Annotated in this window: 16 protein-coding genes; 11 read left to right on the forward strand and 5 right to left on the reverse strand. The window is 39.3% G+C overall.

All coding sequences use genetic code 11. From position 1 onward, the window contains the following. The first annotated feature begins 13 nt into the window (after nt 1-13). From opp4A to FPQ10_RS07530, 6 genes are all read left to right on the forward strand, one after another. A complete protein-coding gene (opp4A, locus tag FPQ10_RS07505; protein ID WP_144162605.1) occupies nt 14-1,819 on the forward strand; it encodes an oligopeptide ABC transporter substrate-binding protein in 1,806 nt (601 codons plus the stop codon). 36 nt (nt 1,820-1,855) lie between these two features. Beyond that, a complete protein-coding gene (opp4B, locus tag FPQ10_RS07510) occupies nt 1,856-2,821 on the forward strand; it encodes an oligopeptide ABC transporter permease (RefSeq protein WP_144088289.1) in 966 nt (321 codons plus the stop codon). Nucleotides 2,822-2,880: 59 nt separating this feature from the next. Beyond that, a complete protein-coding gene (gene opp4C / locus FPQ10_RS07515) occupies nt 2,881-3,735 on the forward strand; it encodes an oligopeptide ABC transporter permease (protein WP_144162738.1) in 855 nt (284 codons plus the stop codon). Between the two features lie 61 nt (nt 3,736-3,796). Beyond that, nucleotides 3,797-4,552, forward strand: a complete 756-nt coding sequence (locus FPQ10_RS07520) for a hypothetical protein (protein ID WP_144162607.1) — start codon at nt 3,797-3,799, stop codon at nt 4,550-4,552. Between the two features lie 220 nt (nt 4,553-4,772). Beyond that, nucleotides 4,773-5,960: a NupC/NupG family nucleoside CNT transporter gene (locus tag FPQ10_RS07525; RefSeq protein ID WP_144162609.1), complete on the forward strand. Its 1,188-nt coding sequence runs from the start codon at nt 4,773-4,775 to the stop codon at nt 5,958-5,960. A gap of 570 nt (nt 5,961-6,530) precedes the next feature. Further along, entirely contained in the window at nt 6,531-7,604 is a 1,074-nt protein-coding gene (locus FPQ10_RS07530) for an undecaprenyldiphospho-muramoylpentapeptide beta-N-acetylglucosaminyltransferase (protein ID WP_255439785.1), read from the forward strand. A 193-nt stretch (nt 7,605-7,797) separates the two neighbouring features. Here FPQ10_RS07530 and FPQ10_RS13065 read toward each other — a convergent pair whose 3' ends face one another. The 4 genes from FPQ10_RS13065 to FPQ10_RS07550 all read right to left on the reverse strand — a co-directional run bounded on the left by FPQ10_RS13065 (nt 7,798) and on the right by FPQ10_RS07550 (nt 11,923). Further along, nucleotides 7,798-8,052, reverse strand: coding sequence for a hypothetical protein (locus tag FPQ10_RS13065; RefSeq protein WP_186278603.1), 255 nt, complete (start codon nt 8,050-8,052; stop codon nt 7,798-7,800). A gap of 88 nt (nt 8,053-8,140) precedes the next feature. Then, nucleotides 8,141-9,289: a Ger(x)C family spore germination protein gene (locus FPQ10_RS07540; protein ID WP_144162615.1), complete on the reverse strand. Its 1,149-nt coding sequence runs from the start codon at nt 9,287-9,289 to the stop codon at nt 8,141-8,143. Beyond that, nucleotides 9,273-10,385 (reverse strand): GerAB/ArcD/ProY family transporter, encoded by a 1,113-nt coding sequence (locus tag FPQ10_RS07545; protein ID WP_144162617.1) that lies wholly within the window; start codon nt 10,383-10,385, stop codon nt 9,273-9,275. The genes FPQ10_RS07540 and FPQ10_RS07545 overlap by 17 nt, the downstream gene beginning before the upstream one ends. An 8-nt stretch (nt 10,386-10,393) precedes the next feature. Next, nucleotides 10,394-11,923, reverse strand: a complete 1,530-nt coding sequence (locus FPQ10_RS07550; RefSeq protein WP_144162619.1) for a spore germination protein — start codon at nt 11,921-11,923, stop codon at nt 10,394-10,396. Nucleotides 11,924-12,504: 581 nt separating this feature from the next. Between FPQ10_RS07550 and FPQ10_RS07555 the strand changes: the two genes are divergently transcribed. From FPQ10_RS07555 to FPQ10_RS07575, 5 genes are read left to right on the forward strand one after another with little or no spacing between them, the layout of a single operon-like run. Further along, nucleotides 12,505-14,256, forward strand: a complete 1,752-nt coding sequence (locus FPQ10_RS07555) for an ABC transporter ATP-binding protein (protein WP_144162621.1) — start codon at nt 12,505-12,507, stop codon at nt 14,254-14,256. Further along, the gene (locus FPQ10_RS07560; RefSeq protein WP_144162623.1) at nt 14,249-16,264 is read left to right on the forward strand and encodes an ABC transporter ATP-binding protein; all 2,016 of its coding nucleotides are present in this window, start codon (nt 14,249-14,251) and stop codon (nt 16,262-16,264) included. The genes FPQ10_RS07555 and FPQ10_RS07560 overlap by 8 nt, the downstream gene beginning before the upstream one ends. Before the next feature lie 26 nt (nt 16,265-16,290). After that, nucleotides 16,291-17,253, forward strand: coding sequence for a S1 family peptidase (locus tag FPQ10_RS07565; protein ID WP_144162624.1), 963 nt, complete (start codon nt 16,291-16,293; stop codon nt 17,251-17,253). A gap of 38 nt (nt 17,254-17,291) precedes the next feature. Beyond that, the gene (sigI, locus tag FPQ10_RS07570) at nt 17,292-18,023 is read left to right on the forward strand and encodes an RNA polymerase sigma-I factor (protein WP_144162626.1); all 732 of its coding nucleotides are present in this window, start codon (nt 17,292-17,294) and stop codon (nt 18,021-18,023) included. Nucleotides 18,024-18,029: 6 nt separating this feature from the next. Further along, entirely contained in the window at nt 18,030-19,475 is a 1,446-nt protein-coding gene (locus FPQ10_RS07575) for an anti-sigma factor domain-containing protein (protein WP_144162628.1), read from the forward strand. An 85-nt stretch (nt 19,476-19,560) separates the two neighbouring features. Here FPQ10_RS07575 and FPQ10_RS13070 read toward each other — a convergent pair whose 3' ends face one another. After that, nucleotides 19,561-19,710 carry a hypothetical protein gene (locus tag FPQ10_RS13070; protein ID WP_186278604.1) on the reverse strand — a complete coding sequence of 50 codons (150 nt, stop codon included), beginning with the start codon at nt 19,708-19,710 and terminating at the stop codon, nt 19,561-19,563. Nucleotides 19,711-19,836 lie beyond the last annotated feature (126 nt).

Genomic DNA, 19,836 nt, shown 5'->3' on the forward strand with positions numbered 1-19,836 from the left:
AGGGGGAAAGAAAATGAAGAAATCTTATTGGCTAGTTGCCATGATGCTTGTTCTTGCAATGTTCCTAGCTGCTTGTGGCGGGGATGATAGCGAAGAGCAAAGTGGAGAAGAAGAAGGAACAGAGGAAGAGTCTTCAGAAGAATCTTCAGAAGAAGGTACAGAAGAAGAATCCTCAGAAGAAAGCTCAGAAGAAAGCTCAGAAGAAGCTTCAGCTGACGGTGAACCAGTTGATGGAGGAACATTGATTTATGCAATTGACTCAGAACCATCTGGTCCACTTGATATCAACTTCTATAGATCAGCTACTGAAGAAGAGATTAACCAGTTTGTTCAAGAAGGATTCATTGAATATGATGAAGAATTCAATCCAATTCCTCATTTAGCGGAATGGGAAACAGAAGATCAAAAAACATATAACTTCACGATTAAAGAAGGCGTGAAATGGCATAACGGTGACGAATTAACAGTTAATGACTGGGTATTCGCAATTGAAACGTTATCACATCCTGATTATACAGGTCCTCGTTGGGCAAACGTCCAAACAATCGAAGGGGCTGCTGACTTCCGTGAAGGTAATGCGGATGAAATTGCTGGTTTGAATGTTAAAAGTGATTACGAAATTGAAATCACATTTGACAAAGCACGTGTAAACAACTTATTGAACCTATGGACTTATCCAATGAACCAAACAGCATTTGAAGGAATCGAAGTTGCTGAAATGGAAGAATCTGCACCATCTATGACTGAATTAGTAGGTACTGGTCCATTCAAAGTGAAAAACACTTCCGCTGGTGAGTACTATGAGTTAGAAAAGAACGAAGACTACTGGCAAGGCGAGCCTCACCTAGATGGATTGACAGTACGTGTTGTAGCTAATACATCTGTAATCGGTGCTCTTGAAAATGGTGAAGTTGACATGGTTCCAGTTCACCCAACTCAAGGTGAAGAAGCAGATGCTTTAGACAACGTTTCTGTTATCACTTACCCAGGTGTTTCTTACTACTATGTAGGATTCAAACTAGGCGTATTTGATAAAGAAGCTGGTGAAATTGTTGAAGAAAAAGAAAAATATAGCAACAAGAAATTGCGTCAAGCACTATGGCATGCAATTGACCGTGAACAGTGGATCGAAACATTCTTCGGTGGTTATGGTACAACTTTAAATGCACCGATTCCTACTTCTCACTGGATTGCTGCAGAAAACGATGACTTGAAGCAGTATGAGTACAATACTGACAAAGCAAAAGAACTATTGGCTGAAGCAGGTTATGAAGACACAAATGGTGATGGTTTTGTAGAAGACCCAGAAGGAAATGAGTTTGTCTTGTCATTCTCTCACTATGATACAGGTAACCCATCATTCGAAACTCGTGCACAAGCACTTGTTCAGCAGTGGGAACAAATCGGTGTCAAATCTGAACTTCAAATGGTAGAAGTACAAAACTATTATGACATGATTGAAAACGACGACCCTGCAATCGAAGCATTCTTCGGTGGATGGAGTGTCGGAGCTGACCCAGACCCAACTGCACTATGGGCATCTGACCAGCTATGGAACTACCCACGTTACAATAATGAAGAAGCTGATCAGTTACTAGAAGACGCTCTTGATGTAGAAGTTGTTGGTAACGATAAAGAAAAACGTAAAGACGTATACACTGAGTGGCAACAACTTATCAACGAAGAAGCTCCTGCCTTGATCATTGGTGAGCTTGAAGAAGTTTATGCTGTCAACGAACGTGTAGGCGGACTTGAATATGATGTTACTGGATTCAACAACGCTATGAACTGGTTTGTTACAGACGGAGCAGATAAGTAAACCATCCGTTAGTATGAAACGATAAGGAGAATTGACATGTTAAAATATACACTCCGAAGATTACTAGGCATGATTCCAATGCTACTCCTTATCTCCATTGTAGTGTTTTCCCTGGCAATGTTTATGCCAGGGGATCCACTTGGTGGAGAAATTGATCCAACGAATTCCGATCCAGAGTACATTGAGGAAATGAGAGAGAAATTAGGATACAATGACCCGATACATGTTCAGTACTGGACTTGGGTCACCAATTTTGTCCAAGGAGACTTTGGTAAATCAACACAGTACAAAGTACAAGTCTCAGAACTCGTTAAATCTCGAATGCTGAACACGTTGTTTCTGGGTATAAGTTCGATTGTCATTACATACATCTTCGCTTTCGCAATGGGGATGACTGCCGGGAGAAAAGCTTATTCAAAATTAGATCATTTCATCGGTGGATTAAATTATTTTGGCTTAGCAGTTCCAAACTATATTGCTGGTGTTGTTATCATTTATTTCTTCTCCTTTAAGTTAGGATGGATTCCATTTGGTGGGTCACATGAAATCGGACTACAACCAGGTACATTGGAGTATTGGATCAGTCGCTTCCACCATGTGTTAGCGCCTGCAATCGTACTCGGTGCGTTAAGTACCGCCAGTTACACGCAGTTTTTACGTAACGATATTATTGAAAGTAGTCGAAAAGATTTTGTCCGAACCGCAAGAGCAAAAGGAACATCAGAGTCAAAAATTTATAACAGTCATATTTTAAGGAATTCCGTAATACCCCTAATAACGTTTTTAGGATTCGACATTGTAACCATTGTTAACGGTGCGGTCATCACAGAAGCAATCTTTACGTATCCAGGAATAGGAACTCTATTCTTAAACTCGGTGAACAATCGTGATTATTCCGTACTGATGACTTTAACAATGTTCTTCTCATTACTCGTATTAATTGGAAACTTAGTGGCAGATTTACTATATGGAATAGTGGATCCGAGAATTCGCATAGATTAGGAGGAGTGGCTGTGGAAACCAATACAATTACTAACGCTGCACCAAAGCCACAAAAGAACATGTCGCCATGGGCGATAGCCAGAAGAAAATTTATTAAAAATAAATTGGCCATGATCAGCTCAGCTTATTTATTATTTATCATCATCATTTCATTTTTGGCTCCTTATATTACGACAGCAGATATAAGTCTCGTCCAAATCGGTCAAATGGAGCTTCCTCCATCTGCTGATCATTGGTTTGGAACAGATAAAAGTGGCCGAGATGTCTTTACGAGGCTATTATATGGTGGACGAGTTTCATTGCTCGTCGGAATGGCTTGTACTGTAGCAGTTACTATTTTCGGAACGATTGTCGGCTCAATCGCCGGATATTTCGGAGGAAAAATTGATAGTATCTTAATGCGTTTTACGGATTTCGTTTTGAACTTTCCGTTTTTAGTTTTCGTAATCGTACTAAGTGCAATTTTGTTCGGTGAAGTCGATGGTGTGTGGGTATTGATCCTTGTCATTAGTGTACTAAGTTGGGGCGGTGTGGCACGTCTTGTACGTAGTAAAGTTTTGACGGAGAAAGAAAATGAGTATGTGTTAGCGGCAATTTCAATCGGCACAAATCCGTTCAAAGTCATTACAAGACACTTACTGCCAAACATCTTATCTACGATCATTGTTCAATCAACCATTCTTTTCGCTAATATGATTGTCGTAGAATCCGGTTTGAGCTATCTTGGTTTCGGTGTACCTTCATCAACACCAAGTTGGGGGAACATGTTAAAAGCTTCCCAAGAATCGGATGTATTACAACATATGCCATGGATTTGGGCACCACCTGGAATTGTTTTGGTACTGACAATCTTGTCAATTAACTTTATCGGTGAAGGAATTAAAGATGCTTTGAATCCAAAGACGTATCGTTAAATCATAACTCGCTCATTAATTACATATTAATGAGCGAGTTTTTTATGTAAGGAGTGATGATTTGTTTAGCGATCTTGAGAAATGGATGACGAATGTTCCGATCATTTTCCATGGAAATGAAATTGATTCAACAGATAATGAAAAGCCGAAACGCGGAAGTGGTTTTTCTTCATCACGCACGCCTGTTTATCCATATAAAATGCATGATTTGATTCGAGAATTCGAGAAGCTTGAAAGAATGACGAATACCCACATACGAAAGGTATTCAATAGTAAAAAAACATTATTGAAGTCAGAAAGCAAACGAATCCCTTTCGAAGAAGCAGTCACTTACCGTTTTCCATTAATGACTGAATTAAGGCAAAATCAATTGGTGAAAATCATCTTGATCGATTGTTCTCATTCAATGGGTGATTATCTGGACTCTCTTAAACGATTAACGATCCCTAAAACTTCTAACGCTCCAATGTTTTTGCTTTACCATCGTGAATCGATTTTTTCTTGGTCCAATCAGTTGAGCTTACCAGCTATTGAAGGGGCTACTTCTATTATGCATCCTCTCAAGCAATTAAAAGAGTTGCTAAATCATGATACCAATTCTTTTCATTTTTCCATCGAACACATCAGTGACGGAAAAATTCCAACCATCGAGTGTAGAGCAATACTTCAGCATCTGAATGAGTATGCATCGAAAGGGCATTATTACACACTGCGCGAGATTCGAAAACAAGGATTGTCACCGAGTTTTCTTGGAGAAGAGATTTCTAGGCAATTCTCCGCCTCAACGTACATCTCATCGGAAGATTTTATGGTCTAACAATGGCTAACACTCCGTTGCAGAAAAGTCTGCTGTATTGAGTGTATTAGACTAATTGCATAAACTAACCTCTAAGTTGAGTTTTTGGTAATAAAGGATGTAAATGATTGAATAAAACCGATTTTTGTCTTCCATATCTATTGCTTACAGGTATATTTCTTGGTACATTAAAAAATAGTTTATAATCTTTTTTCGTTTCATCATAGAGGAGGAGACAAATATGGGAATTTTATTAGCCATTGTCGCAATAGCTCTCGTGTTGGGGCTGGCATGGTTATTATCAAATGATAAAAAATACATCCCTTTCAAAGGGATAGGGATAATGTTAGTTGCACAGGTAATTATAACATGGTTTATGTTTAACACGTCGTTCGGTGAAACGATCATCTTATGGATTTCTGACCTATTTAATAAATTAATATCATTCGGTCGTTCCGGTGCAGAATTTGTTATCGGAGGGATTGAGATAACGGGTGATCAAGTATTCCTTTTTGATGTCTTAATGATTATCATCTTTTTCGCTACGATTCTATCCGTTTTAACTTATTTAAAAATTTTACCGTTTATCATTAAATATGTCGGAGCTGCCTTGTCAAAGATTACAGGCCTACCAAAGATCGAGTCCTTTAATGCGGTAAATAGTTTGTTTTTCGGTCAATCAGAGGCGTTGCTTGGCATTAAATCACAATTTCATCGATTGACGAATAATCGTCTATATATCGTCAGTGCTTCTGCCATGGGTTCTGTATCAGCTTCCATTGTGGGTGCTTACATGACAATGATTCCACCACAGTATGTGTTGGTCGCATTACCATTGAACATGTTCAGTGCGTTGATCATTGCTTCAATTATTGCGCCTGTGAAAACGAATGAAGAAGATGATGATGTTGATGTTAAGAACGTTTCCGGCGCAAAAAGTGTGTTTGAAGCGATGGCAAACGGTGCATTAGATGGTGGTAAGATTGCTTTAATCGTTGCTGCGATGTTAATTGCATTCTTAGCATCTCTAGAACTTGTCAATTGGATCATCGGAGGTATATTCAATGGAGTTACCTTAGAACAAATTCTAGGTTATATTCTTTCTCCACTTGTCTTCCTAATGGGTGTACCGATGGATGAAGTCATCAATGCAGGTAGTTTAATGGGGACAAAAATTATTACCAACGAATTTGTTGCCATGGCCCAATTTGGAGAAATTTCCGCACAGTTCTCCGCGAAAACAAAAGCCATTGTTTCTGTATTCTTGACAAGCTTTGCGAACTTTAGCTCCATCGGTATTATCGCCGGTACTGTTGCTGGGATCAGTTCTGAAAAAGGAAAAATTGTATCACGCTTCGGAATGAAGTTATTGATTGGTGCGACCCTTGCATCTGTCCTATCTGCAACAATTGCTGGATTATTTGTTTAAAGCTTTCACAATGAGGCTGGGACAAAATCTTTAAAGTTAACTCAGATACGAACATTCTAATTTAGTGTGCCGGAAATACCCGCTTCGGAAATATACTGCGCTTTTACCCATAGGGCATAAGGCGACATCTGCGGTAAACCGCAGTGTCTTCTATATCGCGGGCAGCTGTTGAGCCTCCTCGTGCTTCGCACTGCGGGGTCTCACCTAAGCTTTTGCTCCCGACGCCCAGGACGGGCTAGTGTCAACGTTGGCCACAGGACGTGGCCGTATTTAGTTGACCGCAGAAGTCTCCGTATATTTCCTACGCTAAGTTAGATTGTTAATCGTGTTTCTGAGTTTATAACTTTGATTTGTCCCAGCCTTATTTTATTATTTTCATCAATCCATCCTTAAGTGAAGGCAGAATAGATGAAAATCGGACACCATTTTATTCAGGAACACTTGCTTCGTAGTTCACCGTATTAAATAATGAATCCTTATGGAAAAGTGACCGTAGAATAGTATAATGATTAAAGTATAAAAATTAGTTTAAGCTGTTAGAAGACATAAATGCAGAAAGGATGGGAATCAGTGGGGAAACAAACGATCTTATTTACCGGAGGTGGGACGGCTGGGCATGTCGTCGTCAATCTGGCACTAATTCCCGAATTTTTAAAAGAGGGATATGACGTTCATTATGTTGGTTCGTATGAGGGGATTGAACGTGAGCTAATCGAAGGGTTGTCTGGAGTAACCTACCATGCCATTTCCACTGGAAAGCTTCGGAGATACTTATCCAAAGAAAATATCAAAGATCCGTTTAAAGTCTTGAAAGGTGTTTATCAATCGAATCGATTAATTAAAAAAATAAAACCTTCCATTGTTTTCTCAAAAGGTGGATTTGTTTCGGTTCCCGTTGTGATCGCTTCGAAATTTCAAAAAGTACCGGCCATCATACATGAGTCAGATCTTACGCCTGGGCTTGCCAATAAAGTTGCCTCAAAATTTGCGCGTTTTGTCTTGACGAATTTTCCAGAAACAGTGAAGTATTTACCAGAAGAGAAAGCAAAGTATGTCGGCGCCATTATCCGTGAAGAACTGTTTCAAGGAAGTCGGGAGCGCGCATATGAATTAACTGGATTCACCCAAGCAAAACCTGTCCTGATGGTGATGGGCGGAAGTGTCGGCTCCGTAAAAATGAATGAAGCGATTAGAGGGGAATTGAAAACATTAACAGAAAAATTTCAGATTATCCACTTATGTGGTAAAGGCAATATTGATTCATCCATTCACCAGGAAGGCTATGTTCAATATGAATATGTCACAGATGGATTAAAAGATTTGTTGGCAATGAGTGATATCGTTATTTCAAGAGCTGGTGCCAACTCCATTTTTGAGTTTTTAGCTTTGCGAAAACCGATGTTATTGATTCCGTTATCTTTACAAGCTAGTCGTGGAGATCAATTGTTAAACGCAGAGTCATTTGAAAAGCAAGGCTTCGCTGCCGTGTTACAAGAGGAAAACCTCGACGGTGAGCGATTAGTCAATCACGTGAACGAATTATATCATGATCGTTTTTCTTACAAAGATCAAATGGCGAAGTTTGAACCGAGGAAGACAAAAGATGATGTCATCCAATTGATAAAAGAAACGATGAAAAAATAAATTTTCACAGTGGAAAAGTTTGAATTAAAAATTACAGAAGAAATGAAATCCCGAACGATTTAGATGTTCATAAATCGCTCGGGTTTTTTGTTTGACTGGCGGTCTCGCTTGTACCCACAGGGCATAAGGCGACATCTGCGATAAATCGCAGTGTCTTCTATACCGCGGAATGCGTGGCCGCTTTTTTTAATAGTTATATGGCATTGGATCCAGCAATTAATAGGCTAACTCCTGCTTGGGCGACAACTTCAGCAGTTAGCAGCCAAACATCAACAGTCATCGGCCGAACTTCAGCAGTTAGCAGCCAAACATCAACAGTCATCGGCCGAACTTCAGCAGTCAGCAACGAAACATCAGCAGTCAGCGGCACAATTTCAGCAGTTAGCAGCCAAACATCAACAGTCATCGGCCGAACTTCAGCAGTTAGCAGCCAAACATCAGCAGTCATCAACCGTAGCTATTTAGTTGACCGCAGGTGTCTACTCCAAAAATAAAGCACAACACTCTAACCGGTACCTAACCGCCAGAAAAATCGGTTACTGCGTAACTCCATGTCGCAGTATCTTTGTTTTCACATTGATATCAAATTGAAAATTCGGATATTCTTTTCTCCATTCTTCCTCCGATAGTTTTTTATTCCCTTTAAAAGTGGAATTCCAAAAAGTTCCAAAACCAAAAGAATCCACATTCAGTTCTTGTGTTTTTTCTAAAATTTTTTTAATATTTTCTTCAATTTTTTTCGATAGGGCCTTTTCAAGCGTGCGGATGACTTCTTCATTTTCCAAATCGATCTCTTTACTAAGTTCTCTGATCTCACCTTCAAAATTAATATCCAAGTCAAAACGATAGGTTTCCGGTTCTTTCACTGTAATAGCAGAACTACTTCTGACTTGTTGCACCGAAATCGAAAGAGGTTCCTCGTCAGGTGATGGTTCAAAATCCTCCATAAATTGCTGATAGTTATCTACGGGCAACTCAACTTGTAATTCTCCAGCTTTAAATTCATCCAGAATCAAACGAACATAAAACGCCTCTCTTAAATCGATGGTTTCCATGAGTCGGTCATCTTGGAATAGGCCAAGTCCTGTGACAATAACTCGGTCGTTTTTTTTGGATAGAACGGGCGTAATTGGATCGGCACCGATTTTCATATAATTTTTAACGAATTCATGTAAACTGCTATCAATAATTTGTTCTTTACCGACCACTTGATCCAGGAGTGTGTATATATATATACCGACATTAGGGGCTTCTTCATATATTTGTGCACTAAGCACTTCTTTTGCTGGAATATCCGTCACCGTAATATATATTAAATTGGATACAAATTGATTTCGTTGTAATCCATTAAGATGAGGCCAAATGCCTTCTTTAGCTAACTCAGGTCCATAAAGAGCGGCCCTTAATTGTCCGGTAACCAACTGTTTGGAAGTTTTGGAAAAGGCACGATTGAAAGCATCTCGTGCTGTCCGTCCAGTTGAGTGAATGGGTGAATTTTCATTGCTTAGTTCCTGGCTAAATTTGTAGGTTATAAATGAACCGGATAATTCCCGTTCTTCTTCTCCTTTGTCAAATCCGAACGCAGTGATAATTCCCAATTGTTCTAAGACATGTTCTTGGGCACAGCCTGTCAATAACATGAAGGTGCTAATGATGATAAAAAATTTTTTAATTTTGTTTCTCATTTTTAGCACCCCTCAGTCGTTTAATGATGGCAAAAGGAAGTAAAAGAATTGGAAACAAAAATGCAAAGAATAAACCCGAATAGTCGGCAACTTTCAAAAGATGCTCCAATTGGCGTTGCGTATCAATGAAGTGCAAACCTATGGAAGAAAGAATGATAATGGCCCACACGGAATGTTTTTGTTTAATTTGTTTGATTCGTTTTAAGCTACGCGTCATTAACCAAGCGTATAAGATTAAATTCGGCAAGATGATAAACTTCCAAAAGGAAACGGCAAAAATATCAAGCCGTTCAAAAATGGAAAAAGAAATAACTTTAAACATGACAAACCCTGGCCAAACCAGTGATTCAAGTTGCTTTGGTGCAAAGAAGCCAATCGATATAATTACATATCCTAATAGGCAAATTACAGTGGCAAACAGACCTAATTGACTATAAAGCATCGTTTTTTCTTTGTTTCGGATATAGGGATACAAATACCATAAAACTTCGATGCCAAGAAAGGAATAGGCCGAAACGAGTAAACCATTAAATAATCCTTGTTGATCAATTTCAAATAATGGGAAATAATTATTCGTATCAATCATGGTAGCATTAGCAACCAACAGTCCGTTGATCCAAAATGAAAACAAGAAAAAGAGAAAACAAACCCCCACAATGACACGTATTCCTCCGTAAATGCAGTAAGCTATTAAAATTGTCATCAAGAAGCCAATGATAAACCTTGAAAGGTGGGGGAAAATGAACACCACAATAAATTCGGTATATTTAGTAAGTGCACTTAAATAAACAATGAAAAAATAAACAATGAACAAGTAGCCAAACACCTTAGCCAGCCAATTGCCGAATGTTTCTTGTAAAATCCCGTATAAGTCTGTACCTTTATAAGTTTTCAGAATAAAAATGATGATAGCGACGATTAAATGGACGATTACTGCTGCAAGGATAACTACGAGCCAACTATCTTGTTTAGCATACTGAAAAACTCGTCGAGGTAATGCAACAATACCGACACCGATCAATATATTGAATAAAATAAAGAATAAATAACTGGCACGAAATTTCAGATGTTCAGGGATATTAAGTGGGCTCTTCATTTGATCACCTATTCATCGATGTCTTTTCCTCTTGTTCTAAATAAGGGATGGTTATGAGAGTTTCGTCCTTGTCTCCTTGTTTTTTTCGGTAAATTGGAAACAGCACGCTCCTTGTTCAGAACAAATGGAATGCGAACTTGTGACTGATCGAAATCTGTAAAGCGAAACGGATAGATTGGCGCTGTGTATGGTTGATGTAAAGAACGAAGTCTCAGTAAATGAATAATAATGAAAGCTAACATGAAAAAGAAGCCAACGAATCCTAAAAATCCGGCAAATATGATAATTGGAAAACGCAAAATACGTAAAGAAGACCCCATGACGTAATCAGGTGTCGTAAAGGAAGCGAGTGCACTGAGTGCAACGAAAATAATCAAAATATTACTCGTAAAACCAGCTTGGACGACTGCCTGCCCGATGACAATCCCGCCGACAATCCCCATCGTTTGGCCTACCTTTGTCGGCAATCGAGCTCCTGCCTCCCGGATGAACTCCATCATCGTTTCCAAAATTAACGTTTCTAATAATGGTGGGAAAGGCACTCGATTACGTGATTCACCGAGTGACAATAACAGTGCCTCTGGAATCACTTCATAATGGAAGGTCAGGGCTGCGACATAGATAGGTGTTAACGTAATAGACAAAACCATCGCAAACATGCGCATGAGGCGTGTGAAAAATCCAATAATCCATCGTCCATAAATATCATCCGTTGATTCAAAAAAACTAGAGAATGTGATGGGCGCGATTATTCCTGAAGGACTATTATCAACGAGAATACCTATCTTTCCTTCCTTAATGCTGTAGCTAAACCGATCAGGCAATTCAGAGACCATGAATTGGGGGAAAATCGAATACGGATTATCTTCAATTTGTTGGCTCAATGTTGAGCTGTTCATCACATCTTCTGTATCCAAGGAAGTGAGACGATTTCTTAATTCGTTCACACTCTCATCATTTGCAATGTCATCCATATACATCATTTGAACTTCGGTCGGAATTCGATTGCCGATAATGAACTTTTCAATCTTTAGATGAGTTGTGTCAACCATGTTCCGAATCATATTTAAATTTGTCCCAATGGAATTCGTAAAGGCAATTTGTGGGCCAAAAATGAGTGATTCGGTTTCCGCTCGTTCAATCGAACGGTGTTCTTGTAGCGGTACGGGGTGCAAAAGGCTCATTTGGTCATTTTCGATATAAATACATACTGAGCCCTGAATAAGAAGTTGGCCGATCTCATCTAAATTGTCTCTTTGTTTTGAATCCGGTAACACAATCATATGATCGATGGATTGAATGTCTAATGTCTTCTTGGCTTTTTGTATGGGTGAAATAATTTGATCGTATAATACTTGCGGCTTAACGATTGAATACAAAAAATAAAAACCTATTCGTTGCTCACTTTCCGTTTCAACGATTTTCATCGTAAAATCCGGGTTATTGTTCATTGGTTTTTCTTTGAGCTCCGTCTGTAATTCTTCCAACGTACAAGGAAAGAGGCTCTTTTGTTTTTTCTTCATTGATTTCCGCTTCATAAAAGTCTCCCTTTGCTATCCTTTGCCACGTAGTATGTGAACTGAACGTATATTTATGTAAGGAAGGCGTTAAATGGTATCGTTGAATTTTTTAGATTTTTTAAAAAAGCAGTTGAATTTCAGCTTTTTAATGGTTATACTTTTTAGAGAAAATGATTGAAAGGAGGTCATGGAGATGTTGATGATTCAACAAATTAACACCGTGAAAATTTATGCTAGAAAACAAGTCCGTGACCTTGCTGGAGTCGGTGGGTGATTAAGCCGTTCAAGTTTCTGTTCATTTATAAATTATATCGTTATGATATTTTTATACGATGAACAGTGAATTGTCGACCAATCCTTATAATCGAAATTGCATGCCGTGGGCTACAAAACCCACGGTATTTTTGTGTATAAATAGCATAGCCACTAAGAAATGCGGTTTTAAGAGCTTTAGCTGTAATAGAATTTCGATCAAACAGGCATTGACTATAGAGAGACACTGGAACTTGCTGATTCGTTTGAGATCAAGCAAAGAAATTATGAATTTAGAGATTGGATTTTTACGTTTAAAAGAATGGATTGAACAAGGAGGGAATCAAATGATTTCCGTATTCAAGAAATTATCATGGTACTTTAAAGAACAATGGCTGAAATATACGTTAGCCATTTCGGCACTGATTGTCGTCAATATATTAGGTGTTATTCCGCCTATACTCGTCGGTCGGGTCATTGATTTAATTCAATATAACCGACTCACACAGGAGGATTTCACCTATTATGTTGTTCTGTTTATCTCTATATTGGTGGTCAGTTATTTATTATCGATCTATTGGGACTACACATTATTTGGACGGGCGATATTATTAGAGAAGAAAATGCGTTCAAAGCTAATGGACCATTTTATGCGAATGACATCGCCTTTTTACGGACGATTTCGAACGGGTGATTTGATGGCTCGTAGTACGAATGATCTTCGCGCACTCAATATGACCGCAGGCTTCGGCATATTAACGTTAGTCGATGCAACTATTTTTATGGCACTGATTATTGGTGTCATGGCGGTTGTCATCAATTGGAAACTAACATTTGCTGCACTCATTCCCTTACCGATTATGGCACTGATCATGCAAAAGTACGGCAAAAAAATTCATGAGCGTTTTATGGACGCACAGTCGGCGTTTAGTGATTTGAATAATAATACACTCGAATCAATTCAAGGTGTCCGGGTGATCCGAGCTTTCGTGCAAGAAAATCGGGATACCGAACGGTTTAAAGAACAAGCGGAGGATGTATTTCAACGAAACATTTTAGTTGCGAAGTTGGATGCGCTCTTTGAGCCAACGATCAAAGTATTGGTCGGTCTTTCTTATGCGATTGGAATCGGTTATGGAGCTTTTTTTGTTATGCAAAGTGTGATTACAATTGGTGAACTTGTGACCTTTAATATCTTTTTAGGCATGTTGATTTGGCCAATGTTCGCAGTGGGAGAACTGATCAATGTCATGCAACGAGGAAATGCTTCTTTGGATCGTACGGGGGAGTTATTATCCCAGAAAGCGGATGTGACGGATCCTTTGAATCCAGCTCAAGCCAAGCATGTAGAAAAGATTACATTTGATCATGTTTCATTTCGCTATCCGAATGCAGCCGATTTTAGCTTAAAGGATGTTTCCCTGCACATCGACCAAGGAGGAACAGTAGGAATTGTCGGGAAAACCGGTGCAGGTAAAACGACTTTGTTCCGTCAATTGTTAAGAGAATATCCACCAAGTGATGAAGGTAATGTTTTTATCAATGGCTATCCAATCCAAAAATATGCACTGGAACAAACACGTCATTGGATTGGTTATGTACCCCAAGACCATATTTTATTTTCTAAAACAGTCCGGGAAAATATTTTGTTCGGAAAAGAGGATGCAACCGATGCAGAGATCTACCGAATTTTAGAGATGGCCTCGTTAAAAAAGGATATTGAAGAACTGCCGGAGGGACTCGACACACTTGTCGGTGAAAGTGGCGTAACACTATCCGGAGGCCAAAAACAACGGGTATCACTTGCGCGAGCACTTATTAAAAATCCCGAGATTTTGATTCTAGATGACTCGTTATCGGCAGTCGACGGTCAGACTGAAGCCAAAATCATTCAACATTTGAAAGAGGAACGAAAAGGAAAAACGACATTAATTGCTGCACACCGTCTATCCGCAGTCAAACATGCCGATGAAATTATCGTGCTCAAAGACGGAAAAGTTACTGAACGTGGCTGTCATAAAGAACTAATGCACAATAATAACTGGTATTATTCTCAATATAAAAAACAACAAATGGAAGGAGGGAATCAGGATGAATAATCCCTCAACAGAAAAACGATTAGTTGAGTATGCGATGCAATTCAAGAAAACAATTTTCATCGGCCTTTTTTGTTTGATCATAGCGGTTGCATTGGAGTTGACCGGTCCATTTATCGCCAAGAAGTTAATTGATGACCATATTGTAGATGTTGCCAATCATTATGTGGAATCGGAAGATGAGTCGGCGATCACTTACAATGGGCTTCAATTAGAAAGACTTCATGGCGAGGGGGAAACCCAAGTTTTTACATTGTTTCAAGATGGCCTATCGTTCTACTTTTTACATGAACGTGTGCCTTTAGATGCAAAGCTAGTTGATAGCAATAATGGACAATTTCAGTTCGAATATCAAGATCGCTTAATGCACACAACAGGTGAAAAGCTGACGCCTAATGATGTGTTTCTATTTTTTAAACGAGAAATTGAGCCGATTTTATGGCTGCTTGGCTTATATATGGGCCTCATCCTCATTGCATCGATCTTTTTGTATTACAAAACGTACTTGCTGCAATATGTATCGAATCGGATTGTTCAAAAAATGCGCGGTGATGCATTTGAACATATTCAACGGCTGCCGGTCTCTTATTTTGTCGATCAACCGGCGGGAACCATATTATCAAGAGTGACAAATGATACGGAAGCGATCAAAGAGTTATATGAACGGGTGTTAGAAGTATTTGCATCTGGGTTTATTTATATATCTGGCATATTTATTGCACTTTTCTTATTGAATGCAAAATTGGCGGCCATTTGTCTTGTTCTCTTGCCGATTTTATATGTTTGGATGAAGGTGTATAAGAAAGTAGGAGGAAAATACAACCGAGTCATCCGTGAAACAAACAGTCAAATCAATGCGAATATTAATGAATCCATCCAAGGCATGCCAATCATTCAAGCCTTCAACCAGACAGAGCGAATGAAGGGTGAATTCGAGGTCTTAAATGAAAAGAAAAGAGATTTCCAAACACGGATGAACACATTTACGTCTTACTCATCATTTAACCTCGTCGATTTGCTCAGAAATTTATCCTTCGTTGTATTTATTTTGTACTTTGGGGGCGCGTCTTTAAATGCAACGAGCATCGTAACAGCTGGTGTGTTGTATGCATTTATTGATTATTTGACACGGTTATTCGAACCAGTAGAACAAATTATTAGCCAGCTACCACAATTAGAGCAAGCACGCGTTTCCGGTAGTCGAGTGTTTGAATTATTGAATGTCGAAGGTGAAACAGTAGAAGAAAAATCTTCACCGCGCTATGAAGGAGCCATTCAATTTGACCATGTTTCGTTTGCCTACGAAAAAGACGAATATGTGCTTAAAGATATCTCGTTTAACGTAAACCCTGGAGATACTGTTGCCTTTGTGGGACATACAGGTTCAGGGAAAAGCACAATCATGAATTTGTTATTCCGTTTTTACGATTCGACACATGGGGTGATTCGGATTGATGGGAAGGATATCACCCACGGATCAAGACAAGAAACGCGGCAACATATTGGGATTGTTCTTCAGGACCCATTCATTTTTACAGGAACGATACTTTCTAATATTACGATGAATGATCCATCTATTTCAAGAAAAGATGCGATTCAAGCGTTAAAAGCTGTCGGTGCAGATACGTTTATCGAGCAGCTACCCCTTCAATACGATGAACCGGTCAAGGAGAAAGGGAATGAATTTTCAACAGGTCAACGACAACTGTTATCGTTTGCCAGAGCGTTGGCGTTTGATCCAGCCATCCTCATTTTAGATGAAGCAACCGCAAACATCGATACAGAAACGGAAACAATGATCCAGAAAGCGCTGGATATCTTAAAAACAGGAAGGACAACATTGGTCATTGCGCATCGTTTATCAACCATTCAACAAGCCGATCAAATTTTTGTTTTAAAACATGGTAAAATATTAGAAGAAGGGACACACCGAACGTTATTGAAAGAAAAAGGCGAATACTTTAAGATGTATGAAATGCAACATGGCAGGCAGCCGGAAAGTGTTTCCTAAGACGTTTTGCAAATGAGGGAAAAACGATGAGTGACAAAGACCAAAATCATCACCAAAATCATCACCAAAATCATCATAGGCCGACGCAAGAAGAAGACGACCATATTTCCCAGGAAGAGAATCCGTTGAGTGAGGAATCACTTCCTGAAACTGTGGACGAACAAGATTTGTATGAAGAGCTTGATGAAGAACAGATTCGTGAAATCATTCATGAACAAAGAGGAAAAACGAAACAAACCGTCGATGACAGCAAGCCAGAAGGCCCCCCGTTTCCTAAATGGGTTTTTTGGCTTATTGCTGTTTTTATGGTCATCAATTTGGGAGCGGCTTTACCAAGAATCTTTTCCATCCCGGCAATCGACTTTCTGCAAACTTCCGTAACATTACTCTTGGATGAAGAAATGCAAACGTATAAGCAGTCCATTGCGTTAGTGGATACAGGAAACAGTAAAGGAACTGGCTTTTCCGTTCACCCAGAAGGTTACGTCATCACGAATCATCACGTCATTGAAGACCGTGAGCAACTATGGGTTTATATCAATGAGAAAGGTCCATATTCTGCTGAAGTGACACATACATACGAAGCTATTGATTTAGCTGTTTTGGATTTAGAAGGAGATGATTTTCCTTATCTTGAGGTCAATCAACAACCGGAAGATGTAACGAATCAACCGATTTATTTCATCGGGAATCCGTTACGGTTTAGCGGAATTGCCAATGAGGGAACAGTCATTGGAAAAACAGATGCTGTATCCATTGACGTAGAGGCTTACATGTTGGATGCGCCTGTTTACAAAGGAAATAGCGGAAGCCCTGTCATCACTGAAAATGGCCAAGTCATTGGTGTCATTTATGCGACAAAAGAAGATCCAGATCATGGTCGGATCGGGCTGGCCGTTCCAATCGAAGCGTTACTCGAACAAACAGGTGATACGATTTTACCGAAAATCAATGAACATTCTGATGAAGAACAGTCTAATCGTGAATAAAAGTTTCGAAAACTATAGGGAGTTGGGAGTGATGAGGGGTGTTCAGAGGTCAAAAGAGAGATGACACAACCCTTGAGCAACTGGTTCTCCAAGCCCAAGCTGGAGACGAACAGATTCGTCATCGCCTGATTGAAGACTATCAGCCTTTCATCGCGACCAGTGTGTCGAGAGTATGCAAAAGGTATATTGATCAAGAGCAAGACGATGAATTTAGTGTAGGTTTAATTGCTTTTAACGAAGCCATTGATTCGTTCCATGAGGGGAAGGGTAGTTCTTTTTTTACCTTCGCTCGTCTGGTGATTTCAAGAAAAGTAATTGATTACATTCGTCAACAGAAGCATCATCGTCAAACCGTTCCACTTGAATATTCCGGTCAATCGAATGAAGCGTATACGGAAGAAAAAAGCGTTTCTGAACTCTCAACGAATCAATTTATCGAAAGCGAGCATGCTTGGAACCGCCAGATTGAAATTGAAGAATATAATGAGAAATTACAGGAATATAAGCTATCTTTTGCGGAATTGGTGAAATTTTCACCGAAGCATGAAGATACGAAGAAACAAGCGCAGAAAATTGCAAAGTTGATCTATGGGCAACCAGAAATTCGCCAATATGTTATGGAAAAAAAGCGGTTGCCGATCAAAAAGATTTTACCTCTCGTTGACGTCAGCAAAAAAACGATTGAGCGTAACCGAAAATACATTCTTGCTGTATTCGTATTACTCAATGAAGATTTTATGTATCTGAAAGAATATGTAAAGGAGGTGTGAGCAGAAATGATTAAGGGTGTATTGATCGAAAAAAGGAAGTCATATGCCATTGTGCTGACTGAAGAGGGTGATTTTCAGAAAACAAAGCCTGTCAATCATGTTGAAATTGGGGAAGAAGCAATCTTACCACCATTCAAAGAGCGCCAATCCGCTCAATCGATGATCAATAACTTATTCAAGCATCCATCCATACGCTTAAGCACCGCAGTTGCACTTATTTTATTACTTATTTTTCCGATATATTCTTGGATGGGTCAACCAAACAAAGCCGAAGCTTATGTCAGCATCGATATTAACCCAAGTATCGAATTGACGGTCAATCATCATGATGAAGTCATTGATATAAAAGGCTTGAATAAAGAAGGAACTGCATTAATCAATGACCTGACATGGCAGGATGAGTCGGTAGTGGATTTGGCTGAGACAATCATACAAAAGAGTGATCAGTTAGGTTACCTAAAAAAAGAGCATGAAGTCATGCTAGGGATCAGTTATTTGAATGATGAAGACGAAACCGACCTGCTTGGACAGATTTCCGACAAACTAAATGACTACAACGATCATATTAAAGTGGCCATGTTTACAATACCGGAATATGTTCGTAAACAGGCACATCATAAAAATCAATCAATGAATTTAACATATGCCAGTGAAACATTGAAGACGTACTATGAAGAAAGAGAAAGCGCTGCTCCTGTTGACTTGGATGTTTCAACGGATGAAGAAAATGCTGAGCGAGAGAGTAAAGCGACAAGAAAAAGCAGAAGTTTTAGAGCTGAAGATCATGAACAAAAAGTGGAGATGTTGAAACGATTTATTAAACGTTCAAATGCCGATTCGCTGCCACCAGGATTATTGAAGAAAATAAAAGAAGACAAAGCACTTCCGCCTGGACTGCAAAAGAAACAGGACAATCAAGATAACTCATCAACCGAATCGCTTGAAGATAACGAATCAGAAGTAGAAAATAAAGCCGATCAAGATCGCCATCCATCTGAAAAAGAAGAAGATCATCCATCTAATAAAGGGGAAGGCCACCCATCAAATAAGGGAAAAGACCATCCATCCAGTAAAGGGGGAGATCACCCATCCAACAAAAAGAGGGAGAATGCTTCAGATCGTAAAGAAAATAATTCTCCAAATAAAGGCGGGCGTCATCCATCGGAAAAAGACGACGACCATCCTTCTAACTCAAGAGGACACGGCCCGCCTCATCTTTCGGGTGACCACCCTTCCGATAAGGGAGATGATCACCCATCTAACAAGGGAAAAGGTCATCCGTCAAAAAAGGGAGAAAACCATCCGTCAAAAAAGGGGAAGAATAATAACCAACATACAGGGACTGATTCATCAAAGTCAAAAGGGAACAAACCTGCTAAGCATTCAGATCATCACCCATCAAATAAGGATGATGATCACCCATCAAATCGAGGGAATCCATCCGGTAAATAATGATGAAGTTAACAGCTCAAGCGAGGATGATCATTATAGAGCGCCCGTATGATTGATTGAAGAGTTTTAATCATTCGTACGGGTTTTAGTTTACCGTTACGTTGAAATCCTTCGCTAACTGTTGGCGACTTTGCAATGCTGCGGTGTTAATTTCCTCGTCTTCTTCATTAATGTGGAATGCTTCAACATTAATTAGAGCGCCTTCATCATTAATCAGAATTATTACTCTATGCATTCAGGCGCTCTGTCTTCATAAAATATTCCTGATACTCAAAATAACGGATCAGAATTTTTTCGAAAGTTAACGGGGAAGTGAAAATATACTATAATGGTTCCATATTGCAAAAAAGAGAGGGGCGGT

Origin of the sequence: Allobacillus sp. SKP2-8 (assembly GCF_007559355.1) — a bacterium.
GTDB classification, from domain to species: Bacteria; Bacillota; Bacilli; order Bacillales; family Alkalibacillaceae; genus Allobacillus; species Allobacillus halotolerans.